Here is a 13,096-nt window from a genome sequence, read left to right on the forward strand (position 1 = left end):
CCTAGTAGTGTATTGCATCAGAATATCACGTTTTTGTTTAGTCAGTACGATAACCAACTGCTTAAGTAAAAAGCAGTTGCAGGGATGATGGAAAAGTTTGACAAGGGCATCCTCGGCTTGCCATCATCAGGATGATAGTCTTTACCTGACTTGAATTGTTTAGTAATTTCTGCAAAGTGCCTATTAAGAAATATTAAAAAAAACCATGAAATTATTCAAAAAAAAGAGCTGGTTCTTTATAAACCAGCTCTTTTGATAACTTTTTAATCATTTTCTATAGTGCTTATTATACCACCTGTGCCAAGCCTCCCATGTCTTTTTACTAAACCAGATCCGTCCAATTAAAGTACCTTCTCCATCAGCTGGAATTCCTGTATACTCTTCCATAAATTTTATCTGCATGGGGCAGTTAAAATATTTATTCTTCATAGGATTTTCATTAACCACCGAGTCTAATACTCTAAAATTATCCTTAAAACGAATTCCCAACTTACTGTTAGCACTACGTTTAAAAATTGCACAACTGCAGGCAAATGAAAAAATCACAATTACCAAAAATATACTACTTCGCATTTTCTATTACATTTACAATGTTGCCGTTCTTAATTCTTAATACAACCTTAGTAGCTGTCCCATTTTTCTTATATTCGAATACAACTACACCAGTAGGCCCAGATACATCCTCAAACAAATCATGGATTTCGTATTTGAGGTTTCTTTCAAAACCGGTGATCGGCGTTTCAGCTTTTGCACCTAGCTTATGAGCGGGATCATATTTCAAATGCTTCTTTTGTTTACCTTGCTGTTCTGTGATCTCATGTGCTAACATGGAATAAGGAGATATAATTTTTCCACCAGCAAATTTATCAACATCATCCATATCGATTTTTCCCTGCTCATAGCTACCTACAACAACATCAGGGTCGCTTTTAACGAATTCAATGCTTACTTTCTTTTTATCTGTAAAAATTGAATTCATCTGGGAATAAAAAGCATTTTGTTCATCTGACATTTTGCCTTCTTTACCTGTAGGCTCAAATACCACAGCTCCATTATCCAATATGTTGGACTTAAAATAACCTCCAGTACCGTTATCTAACTTGGCTTGTAAATCACCAACCCCCTCTCCTGTAGGGATCAAAGTATCTCCTAAAAAGTCTGAATATCGGAAAGGATTATTTCCCATTGCAACATAAGGGCTTTCCCAATCTGACGGTTTCGGATCAATTTGCCACCATCTACCTATCTGAGGATCCAATGTACGGAAATAAGCATCATATTGGTTCATATCCAATTCTGTTGTATGCTCTATTCCATTAAATTTATTACGGTTATTAATATAAGCCGGACCTCTAAGTCCTTTTCGGGAAATCCCCTCCATCGTCAATCCAAATGGATAATAATGCGTCTCTTCCAACAACGGTCCCTGGTTATGCACCACTATCATATTATCAAAGTACACATAATCTGCACTTTCATTGCTTACATAAATATAAAGGTAACCCGATTTCTTCGCCACCATCCTATTAGTCACCAATGACTTTAACTCATCCGGCGCACCACTCACCTGCTTAAAACCACTGTTATCATCCACCAAATTGAACATGTCATCAAAGAAAACATAACTCAGATAAGCCCTTGGCTTTCCAGGATCGAAATTATAAGGATCCCTGGTCATTACCTGGTTATATTCAGCTTCTGTAAAAGCGCTTTCGATCCCCGTGTTACCACTTATACCAGCATGCGGTCCTTCTGTGATCACCGTATTCGAAAATGCCTGTGCAAGCGCACTTAACATGCTCGCCGGCGTTGCGTCACTGGTATTATTACCCACACTCTTATAAAACGCTTTTACCGCTGCACGGATTGTATCTCCTGCCATTACCCGCAACACAATTGACGGACCTATCTTTTGCCCCTGAGAATTAAGCCTTGCAACAGCACTATTGGGATTGGTAGTAGGATCAGCTGGATAGCCCGCCGGTAATACCACGCGTGTATTCTCAATATTATTAAACAGGGCGTTTTCCTTTTCCGCGTTATTCATCTCCATAGTTGCTGCATAAATACTGGAGTCTGCAAGCGTACCTAGTACAACACGTACATTACCCAAATGATCCTTTTCAAAGTAATCATATGTATATCTCACCGGCTCTCCTTGCTTTACGATCGGGCGAATACGTCCATCCTGAAAATTAATCTGCTTTAATGTATCCAGCTCATATATAAAACCTCCTATATAATCCGTCGTCCTTACTACAGGTGCGCCTGGATCCGAATTATCTTTCACCGTCTTATTTAACTTCTGACCATTTGCATCATACTGATAAGCAATGGTACCCTTCCCGGTCACTTCTATTAAGGTCGGCTGGTTCAGGTGGTTATAAGTGATCTTACTGATACCTTTATTCCGATCTTCCACCAGGTTGCCATTCGCATCATAAGTATAGTCTACATCAGATTTATTACCATCTATGAAGTCACCCAGCTTGGCAGAAGCTGTATTGACATTATCACTTACAGCATTTAATTTGTTACTGCCAGCAGGATCATAGCTATAGGTCATATTGTCTATTATTCTGCTGCTGGTGCCAATCATACCCTTCTGTATCATCTTCTGAATATTACCATTCTCATCATAGGAAAGGCCACTAACAGAAAAATCTACTTTATCCTGTGTCCACTCAGCTGCACCATTGGTCTGCTGGGTAAAATCTGCTGTTGTCAAGCGACCGGTATTATCATACTTCAGTCCATAGGCTCTTGGCGTACCATCAGCTCTGCTCTTCCATTTCACACCAGACAAGTTACTGTTAAACTGCTGCTCAGCAAACCCCTGATCATAGCTTACTTCCTCACCAAACCAGTTGTCACTGCTACCAATCCCATTTACATAAGCAGGGTTTATGCCAGACAACCAGCCACGTACATTATAGGTATATTTCATAACATCTAACTGCCTTCCATCCGGTAATATACCCAATCGCTTTTCCCTGATCTCCCCCAGCTCATTGTAAGTATTGGATGCGATGGTTACCTGATTTGCTGCATCACCATTCAACTGCTGTACAGCAGTTAACAACCTCCCAGCATGATCATATGAATTCATGGTAAGAATGGTCATCTGTGGAGTTACCGTACTTTTAGGATTACTGTGACGATGAAAAGTACTTAATACCTTACCAGAAAAATCATATTGACTGGTAAGCACATCTTTCCCACCAACTGCATTGTCAGCGATCAATTGAACGATTCGTGCTTTGTCATCATAATAATTCGTTGTAGTCAACCACTTATCCGTCCCTATCACTCTAACCCGACTCCCGGTTATCAAACCTTTTGTCATTTTGCTGTTAGCAGTCGGAAAGGCCTCCGCATACGGATTACTTCCTGCATTTAAATTGACTGCCTCGGCATTACTAAATGCAGATTGACCTGTAAAACCATAATCATCATAATATATATAGGTTAATGGAGTGATATCTGCTGCGTTAATATTTGGAACGGGATTAATTGACTGAAGTTCAATTATGTTTCCTCCTGTTGTGTTATCTATATAAGCTACAAAATTCGAATTATCCGAAGTAGTAAAGCCGGGTACAAATTCAATGGACCTGGATGCTATATATGCACTGCGACCATCGTAGCTGGATATCGTCAGATCTGCACTATATGGTGATGCATAGGGGATCAGGTTTACCTGCGCACCTATTGCATTCATATCTGTCTGCAGATCAGATCTGCTTTTACCAGATTTATATATGCCTGTCATGTTCGCCCGGTCATATGCATCATAGTATACTACCATCCATTCATTAGGCGATTTCTTCCTCTGCACTTCATCCTGACTAAATACCAACCTGTCCCTGGTATCATATACCATGTGTACAGCACCTGATCCAGGAATTTTCTTAACGACAACTCTGTTCCTGCTATCATATTGATTTAGATAACAAAGCGAATTGGCAACCCCCTCAGTGATCGTCCAGTTATTACTCCTGTTCAGCAATCCTACGGCTAAAGGTGGGATTACCATACTTACACGCCCCAAATCGTCATACACATAATAGGTACATAACCAGTTGGCATGTGTGTTGTATATATCAGGTGCATCAGATGATTGTACTTTCTTAAGGATCAATCGTCCTTCTTTGTCTTTAAATTCTATTACCTGATGCCCGGCTTCATCTGTAGTGATATTCTTGAACAGCTCTCCCGCGGCATACAAACCAGGTGATATCGGATAGCTCGTGCTGACATTCCAGATCCTGACAGAATCTGTTTGCAGATTGACCATGTATTGGTTTTTAACCGGGTGACTGCCGCCTTCTTTCGCCCAACTATTACCTGGCGCATAGGTCTGGAGTACACGACTCAACGGGGATGCTTCAAAGAGCTGCTGCCCATATAGGATCTTATCATCCTTAAAGCCCGGATTCAAGTCTGCATTATTGTAAAACGTATTCTGAGAACCAAACGGATCCGCTTTAAATCGCCCATCACTCATATTCCCGTCATACTGGGCGTAAGGAAGATAGCTGTATTGCTGTTTTCCATCCTCATTATACACTACAGTTGTTACCAGGTCATGTTGCTGTGGACTGACACCTTTCACCACGCCCTGCAATGGTCGTCCCAATCCATCCATATATTGGGTGGACTGATTAATCTCTACAGGTGTTCTGTTTTGAGACTGTATAAATGCTGTATCACCGGAAGGCCCTTTCGGTATCAGTACACGGATAAAATTAATCGAAGGGTTAGGTACCACCGGCTGTACAACCGGAGTCGCAGCCGGAAGCTGACCTGTTGATGGTTTATTCTGTGCATAAGTGCTGCTGGCAGCTGCCATTATCACACTCAGCAATGTATATTGATTTAATATTGCTCGTTTCATAGATAATAATTAGTTAAGGGGAATCATGGTCGTTGCTATAGTGTACATTCACCAACCCGGGGGTCAGTGATATTAGATGTTACAGATCCATCTGAGAATCTATAACGATATACGCAATGTACTTTCCCTCCTACAACGGTGGCACCTACGACTTCCATTTTCCCCGTTTCACAATATCCATTGATCACTTTTTTATCTTCGCCGGAACAATAACATGTGCCATGATCATTGGCATAAGTTTGGGCATTGGCACGAATATCTGCCCGGGCATCTTCATCTGCATCCGCCTGGGAGTATGGATTAAAATATGTCATTGAATCCACGACATATACTGAGGTTGTGCCCCTGTAACCATTAGTGCATTGTTTTTCAACAGGAGTAGATGTCAGGCGCTGATTATAAAACTGACAGGAGTAGACCTTTTGGGCATTTTTCACCTTATTTTCATTTACATCGGTCTGCGCCTTCTGATCTGCATCCGCCTGGCTAATATTAGAAATATACTTCCCGTACTTCACTTCATATGGAACCAAAGGGGAACTTGACGGTACACCATACTGGTAGGGTTCACAAGCTCTGGCAGATTCTACTATTTCCTTACTATAATAAATATTTTCATTGCAGATCTCTTCCTCCCCCTTATAATTATAACAGATCATTTTTATGATATGCTTGTTCTGATCCCTGATAAGATGCAGGCGACCAAAAGTATCATACTCATAAAACGTATAGTTATTTTTAGCATCACATTGTGCAATCATACCAATGTTAGGCAGGTAAGCATAAGTGGTTAGCTGCGCATTGGCAGGATATACCCTGATCTCGTCTACATAACCGGTTCCTTCCAGATTGATATTTTCAACATTGCGAACCAGATGTTCATAATAAGTCCAGCCGTTCAAGGTTTTCCCCTGTACCATATTAATCGAAGCCGGTACCGTAAATGCACCGCTTTTACTCCAGTAGGATACAATATGATCCAATGATGTAGTCCACCCTGCTATCTGCCTTGACAATGTCATTCTGCCATCTACATAACAACAATGATTTCCTGAAGGCGATGTAACGTCAACCTTTACATTAGCTGCATTCTCACATCCAGGTGCATTATTATTTTCAAATGAGAAATACTGTATATTACCCGCTGTAGCATTTACAGCAGAAGCTATAGGATACTGATGTTTACAATCCCACAAATATGCCATCTGCAACCCACCTCTTTTGGTTACGTTTAATATGGTCCCATCATCATCGAATCTGTCTACAACCATATCAGTATACATCTCGTCTGAAGTACCTGCCTGTCGTTGAAAATATTGAGGCAAAATTTTTCCGTACGGGTTCTCATAATACCCGGTATTTGTCAGACTCACCTGAACATTATTCTTAAGTTCATACCGGGTTAGCACATTGGCATTTAGATTATTACTCAACATTTTTTTGTACAGTCCATTCGGATCATTACCACTCAGAATTTTAGTATAAGGATAAACAAATGTTGATGTTAGCACATCGCCCTTACTACTAATGATCTTACTACTAACCGGCTGGTAATTATCATACATCTGGGCAGCACCAATTGTCTCGTTATTTTCAAAGTAATTATTAACCTGCACGGTTGTCACAGCCTGGCCGGATCCTCCCTGCGCATAATTCACGTCTGTAACTTTTGTTAATAAGGGAGGTTTGGTGTAATGAACGATCTTGGCAATTTTAACCAGCTGTAAGGAGTTCACCACTGTCTCGAATCGGTAAAAATCCGGTACCCAGTATTCAGAACTGGTTGTATTGATGCTATACTCCATTGATGTTTTTTTCAACAACACCGCCTGACTGTTATAAATCTCGCTGGATAAAAGCATCCCCCTGTATGATTCCATACTTATAAACGCAGCATCATCATAATTGAAGGAAAAACTGGAAATTGTTATATCAGCAGCTTTATCCTGGTAGCCATTATCATGATTACTATATTTATAAACGGTATAGCCACCATTGCTCTTCTCCGTCACTTCCGAGTAGGTAATATGATTACCATTGGTCGTACTCAATGGCATATGGCTGTTATCCATAACCCGTGCAAATCGCCAAACCAGATTATGGTCGTAACTACTGGTCACGCTACCTTCATCCATATAAACAGGATTTGCAGCAAGTATTCCACTGGATCTTGTACCTCCGGATAAGTAATCTTTATTATAAAAATATTCCCTCTCTATCGGCGTTGCTCCAGCATCTGCTGCTGCTATCAATTTCTTTATACGTAGTCCTCCTGCTATGTTATCAGTAGCATTTTGCACCACATCAAAGTTTGGATACTGATTAGCAGCTTTGGAATAACTATGCGGCTCATATACCAGCTTTAGATAACCACCTGTAGGGTAGGTGATCTTTTCCAGCATCTCAGCATTCATGTAATTAGCATCAGGGGTCCTGGTATTGAGATAATCCTGCGTATATTTATACAACTTTCCATTATAATAACCCCAATGATCGGTTAGTCTTGCATTGTAATTACCTGGTAAATTTCTGGAATTGTAGGAAAATGTATAAGTCTGTAATGTTCTGTCTAAAATTGTTTTTAGCTCCAGACTGCTTAACTGCAAACGCCTTGATCGCTGTTCCAGGTAGTTGAATTTTATCTTCCTTATTCCGACGATATCAATACCATCCAATTTTTGCCAATGACTGGAATCTCTGTCTGAAGATGAAGCTGCCACCTGCCCATTCATTTTACTTAATTCGTTATAGTCCATCTCATAACCTAACTCTGTGCTTCGGCTACTTGAAAAATTGATCTCCTGTGATGGGGTTTTGATAGAAGCAAGATAAACAGGGTTATGCACGGTAAACAACATCCGTTCTCCGCTACCCTTTACTTCTTTACCCGCAGATGCCGGATCTAAGACAAATAAAAACTTTCCATCCATAGAGAGCGTTGCATCACAATAAGTTAAATCACGCTGTATTGTCTTAATATGTGTTCGTCCAACTCTTTTATAATCAAAAGTGACTACAGCGCCAAGGGGAGACCTTATTTCAGTAAGGTGCCATGTAGAGGTGATGGTATTTGTAGTAGGACTAAAACTTCCCGTGGTATTAAATTCAATGGCATTCACATTACCGCCAAAAATATACTGCGTACCCTTTTCGTCTATGATCCGGATCTTATAGATAGCTCTCGTGATATGATTTTGCGTAAATCCGTTAAATCCTATTTTGGTTAACTGATCATCGTAGTCTAAATTGTTCTTAATTTCCAGTATATCTGCTTTCAACTTATAGCTCCCGTTACTCCTAACCCTGATATTTATAGTATCATTGGGACTTTGTCTGTATAGAAAGAAGCTGCCAGAGTATTGATTAAAATTGAAAATAAACTCATCAGGTGAACTATCAAAGCTATTGTTATCCAGGTTAGCTGCGCTTTGCTGGCCCCATAACAGGTATGCTGCCATAGAATCATTATTATTAAAATTCCTGGTCACACGTCCACAGTTGTCATAATAGTTATAACTCCTGGTGTTTCCCGCAAATTGCTGTGTTGTCTCATCATAAAGCCCATTCACCTTCCTGTAAATTGCTCCTCCCGCCTGTAGCGACCAGCCCAAGCCTACCCACGTCGGATGATCATCTGCCTTATTTCCCTTTGTATCATATCTCAAAGTGATCGGCACTGATATATCCCTGTACGATACATCGTATAAAGGAATGCTGACATCTGCCTGGCCTGTAAATGGACTTGCAGGTATTAAGCCGAATGTGCCCAATTCCGCGACTTCCGGACTCGGAATAGTCGTTGTAGGACCAATGGCCTGTGAGGAAGCCGTGCCTTGATTTTGCCCCCGGGATGCTAAATTCAATAGGAACAGGAATAATAAAATAGGGACTGTTCTTAGTCGTAATCTCATAAAACATTAAAAATGTGGTGATAATATTGAACGCTGCTTTAAATCGTGCTACACAGGAGGGTATAAACTAACTGCCATAAGTATAGGTGGATCTTAAACAATGAATTGCAAGTTATAATATTAAAATAAATAAACATCCGATTTTATCAGTCATTTATCAGCAAATAAAAGAGGGTGTCATAAACGAATGAGAAAGATTTCTCTAATAAAAACATGGATTTTAGATAAATCATCCTTAAACTGGTTCGAAAGTTGTCCCTCGTAGCCCGCAAAAAAGCAAGACCCGCTCAAAGAGCAGGTTTCGCTTTTTTACACATAATTATGAACCCCTAACTTGTTTGTTTTCAAATACATTGGAGTTCGAAATCAATTGAATTTTCTGATGTAGCAATTCCCTGCTAATGTTAATTAACTTTTTAGCTGTGCAAATAAGTTTGTGTTGATATGTAATATTTCCTTCCACACACGTCTGGATTCTAATATCCCTATCTCTTCCAATCCTTTCAAATATTTAGATGCAGTAATTCTTGATACACCTAATCGCTCAATCACATATTCAATTCTACAATAAGGTTGTTCAAATAATAGTTCTACCAACTCTTTATCGTATAGCTTTTCAGCCTCAAGTTTTATTTTCTCCTGTGTGGCAATAAATAACCTATTAATCTCTTTAATCTGATTAATTGTTTGCTTCGCAGTTTGCTCGATTCCGTTCAGGATATAAAGTATCAGCAGATAATGCCTGATAAAGCTTATCCTGAGTTGTAATAACATTTTCAATCTCTGAACTGGCGCTTGCCTCTTTTAATATAACTGCATTGAGCAAAATATTGGGATTGGGTAAAATATTAGCCAATCCTTTTAATTCTGCTAAAGCCACTGACGAATTAACCAATTGCCGTAATATTGGCAGTGTTTCTATCATCGTTCTTCGTGGAGGTAGTGGAATAAGATCATTATATGGCTTATCAGGTTTCATACATAGAAATTATACATGAGGCAATTGTCATGCAAAGACAATTTACTTTTTTATACATGACAAGTAATAAATAAAGAAAAATTACAGTTAATCAATTCATTATCAATATGATAATACTAATTATCAGATGTAGAAATAGTGTAGCCAGTTGCTAATATTTTTGGAAGGTGATTTGGTAACCCTGATGTTTCGATATCAAACCAGGTATACCCCTAAAATGTAAATGAAATTTGATCGTTAATATGCACGGGTTTATCCTGGTACTCTGGTATATGAACAAGTAAAACAGGAATTTCATCGTAGCATGTTACTATATGATCTATACCTATCTTTCAACAAACGCATAAAACTATTATCTAAATATTTTTCCATAGAGGAAAATTCAGAAATCATTGCTCTTATCTCATTCGAGGTTCTTCAGGACCGTATTTATTATAATATTCCTCTACATCCTTGCCATCTTCCGGCAGTATGGTATAGACATTCCATACTGACTCGTTATTTGTAACATAATATTTAAGCCGTTTTACTTTATTATCGTATTTAATAATAAAATCACCTGGTAATCCCTGTTTGCTTTTAAAGCCATCAGGTATGGATCCAATTTCTACCGGCAATATTCGAACAGTGTCTCTGACAAAAATCTTCTCTCCATTATTTAAATACTCATAATCTATAGTATACTTTTCTGCTGCATAGGAAAATGCAGCCTCGTCTCTGTCAAATGAAACAAGGTGACCCGGGTTATTGATCTTCGAAGTAAAAAAGTGGTTTCCGTCGATGTGTTTTACCGGAAAAAAATACTTTTGATTGTTGAAAAAAACTAAATAACCAGTCCTTTTAGTATATATCCTATCCTTACTTACCAGCAATTTATAATTGCAAGAACTGATAACGATAAGCAGCGTAAAAAAGAGAATAACTTTCTGCATAACCTTAATCATTGACCTTTTAATTTCCCATTATTATCTAAATCAACAACAACATTTGAAATAAAATTATCACTCTTTTTAACATTACTGAGTTCCAACAGTTTACTGCCTAAGTTATCATATATGCTGCAGCTGTAACAAAAAAAGCAAGCTACAAAGGGGGATACCAATTTTCATAAGAATGTATTATTAGCTTAAACTACGGCAACGGTAATATGTTGGAGAATGTTAGATCGAAAACTTAATTATTAATTGAGTTTTGAAAACTGTCTATGGGCCAACTTCTTATCTTTACTGACTAGCTTTAAAACAGATATAAGGTACCATACGGTACAATGCATTTTTTAAATATGAAGATAAAGAAACACATTTTTTTTAATTACCACTAAGCTAATATTGAATCGCTTGCTATTATAAATGGTGAATATGAATAAGACTACGATACCATATGCAGTCTTCTTGCAAACATGAACTTCTTCCCTTTTTTACGGTACTCTCTTATAGAGGAGATCAGCCATTTTGAATAGGTAGCGAAATCTGCATCGTTTTCTTTAGAGTAAAGTTCGAATATTTCCCCGCTCCAGTCTACTACTGTATATGAGTAAAATCCATCCAATTTTCCGGTTCCCCACAAGAGGCTATCTTTTGTTCGATACATAGGGTAGCCAACGCTTTCTGACATAAATTTTCTATATTTTTCATCGTTCCAGATGTAGTCTCCTTCGTAGGAACGCCAATAGGTATGAATTCGAAATACATCTTTCACGTTGGTGTACATATCATCCTCTCCCGATAAATTGTCACCTTTTATTAATTTAAAACCAGCAGGGAATACGGCTTGACCTACAGTGGTCATTGTGCAGAAGAGGAAAAAGATGATAAATAAATATTTCATAGTTGGGTGCTAGTTTTTTCTGAAGGGTTATAATCTATATGTACCAATACAGGCCCCGATTTCACCGGTAATATAATCAAACACTCTGGTTTCGACATATTCCCTGTTGAATATAAGGTTCAATGCCGTTATAATTTCTCCCAGCTGATTTCGTTTCCATACGACACCACCTATATACAGGCCTTCGAATGCGCTATCACTTTCGATATTTTTGGCTGAAACCGGGCAGACAAGAGGTACCCTCATATGGATCGTCTTGTCTTCGTTGTAAATAACAACGTTACTGGGCGAATTGAACTCAGGATGGTTATATTGATATACGGCTACGAATTTTTTAAAATCAGGGGTTATAAGGCCGTGAATATTTTGACCTTCTTCGTAAATAATGTGTTCATCTTCACCGGTGTACCATTTTATTCCTTTTGAATGGGAATTAAAATATTTAAATCTTTCGGCTTGCTCCATTTCGGGCATGCCTTTAGAAAAGTCCATGGTAAGGTCTACAGGAAAGTCAATATTTTCAGATGCAATGATGTGGTAGGCAGTGATCATCAGGTAGAGAAATTGGGTGTTTAGTGGTTAATATTAATTCAATTTACGACACGCTACAACATTGCTTTTTTATATTACACACAGGATATTTTCACTATTAATAATGATGTGAACATAATGCCTTGATTCAGAAGAGTGAAGAGATGGGGTATGCCGAGGCACGGTTGATGTTGGTGGCGGGCAACAGCGTATGATCACGGGGGTGAGGAATAATGAAAGAGTGTTGTTTAAGGATGAATTGTATGGCGCGTTGATTTAGGATAGCGTAAAGGAGTTTGCTTTAATTCCATAAATAATGATTCCGTCACCAGAATTTGCAAATGCATCCTCATTCATTGTATTAGGTTTCATATTTCCCATTAGCACCCAATTGACTGCGCGTGAACTAAATAGTAAGTTCCGCGTGTGGTAAATCACATTATTTCGAAATCAGGCTTAGGGTTTCTTTCTAAACAATGCAAGCTTGGGTTGCTACTATTTGGTCCACAGAAAAGCAAGAGCAAAGCCACAAACTACTTAACGTATTCTGCGGCTTTGCTCTTCTGTTCTCTTAACGGATAAAAATAACCGACGTTTTAAAACATCCAGCTATTAGTATCTGGGTCTAAATCCAGGTCTTGGGCCGGATCCGGAGAAACGATTATTTTCTGGTCTTTCAGGTTTTGGACGAGCCTCATACACTACTATTGTCTGGCCAGCAACTACTGAATTATTCAATTCCTTAATTGCCTGTACTGCATTGGAATCGTCCGGCATTTCAACGAATGCAAAGCCTTTAGAACGGCCACTGTACTTATCATAAGCCACATTAATACTATATACAACTCCAAATGGGTCAAATAAAGACCATATTTCATCTTCAGTTGTTCTGTCACTTATATTACCTACAAAAATATTCACAATTATAATTTTAATTTAACACATATACTG

At 38.6% G+C, this 13,096-nt stretch carries 8 protein-coding genes; all 8 read right to left on the bottom strand.

Annotated features, from left to right (window positions below):
• Positions 1-562: 562 nt before the first annotated feature.
• The gene (locus tag U0033_RS19275) at positions 563-4,897 is read right to left on the bottom strand and encodes a DUF6443 domain-containing protein (protein ID WP_143150928.1); all 4,335 of its coding nucleotides are present in this window, start codon (positions 4,895-4,897) and stop codon (positions 563-565) included.
• A 35-nt stretch (positions 4,898-4,932) separates the two neighbouring features.
• Complete coding sequence (locus tag U0033_RS19280) at positions 4,933-8,760, bottom strand: DUF5977 domain-containing protein (RefSeq protein ID WP_072365172.1); 3,828 nt, start codon at positions 8,758-8,760, stop codon at positions 4,933-4,935.
• A gap of 456 nt (positions 8,761-9,216) precedes the next feature.
• Entirely contained in the window at positions 9,217-9,582 is a 366-nt protein-coding gene (locus U0033_RS33470; RefSeq protein WP_394363860.1) for a Fic family protein, read from the bottom strand.
• Positions 9,488-9,787, bottom strand: coding sequence for a Fic/DOC family N-terminal domain-containing protein (locus U0033_RS19285; protein WP_072365170.1), 300 nt, complete (start codon positions 9,785-9,787; stop codon positions 9,488-9,490). The genes U0033_RS33470 and U0033_RS19285 overlap by 95 nt, the downstream gene beginning before the upstream one ends.
• Before the next feature lie 398 nt (positions 9,788-10,185).
• On the bottom strand, positions 10,186-10,719 hold the full coding sequence (locus tag U0033_RS19290; RefSeq protein ID WP_177318723.1) for a hypothetical protein: 534 nt from the start codon (positions 10,717-10,719) through the stop codon (positions 10,186-10,188).
• A gap of 436 nt (positions 10,720-11,155) precedes the next feature.
• On the bottom strand, positions 11,156-11,614 hold the full coding sequence (locus U0033_RS19295) for a hypothetical protein (protein WP_143150927.1): 459 nt from the start codon (positions 11,612-11,614) through the stop codon (positions 11,156-11,158).
• Between the two features lie 27 nt (positions 11,615-11,641).
• Positions 11,642-12,166 carry a hypothetical protein gene (locus tag U0033_RS19300; RefSeq protein ID WP_072365165.1) on the bottom strand — a complete coding sequence of 175 codons (525 nt, stop codon included), beginning with the start codon at positions 12,164-12,166 and terminating at the stop codon, positions 11,642-11,644.
• Between the two features lie 591 nt (positions 12,167-12,757).
• Positions 12,758-13,066, bottom strand: coding sequence for an RNA recognition motif domain-containing protein (locus U0033_RS19305; protein WP_072365163.1), 309 nt, complete (start codon positions 13,064-13,066; stop codon positions 12,758-12,760).
• Positions 13,067-13,096: the final 30 nt, after the last annotated feature.

The sequence above is a fragment of the Chitinophaga sancti genome (assembly GCF_034424315.1).
Lineage (GTDB): Bacteria > Bacteroidota > Bacteroidia > Chitinophagales > Chitinophagaceae > Chitinophaga > Chitinophaga sancti.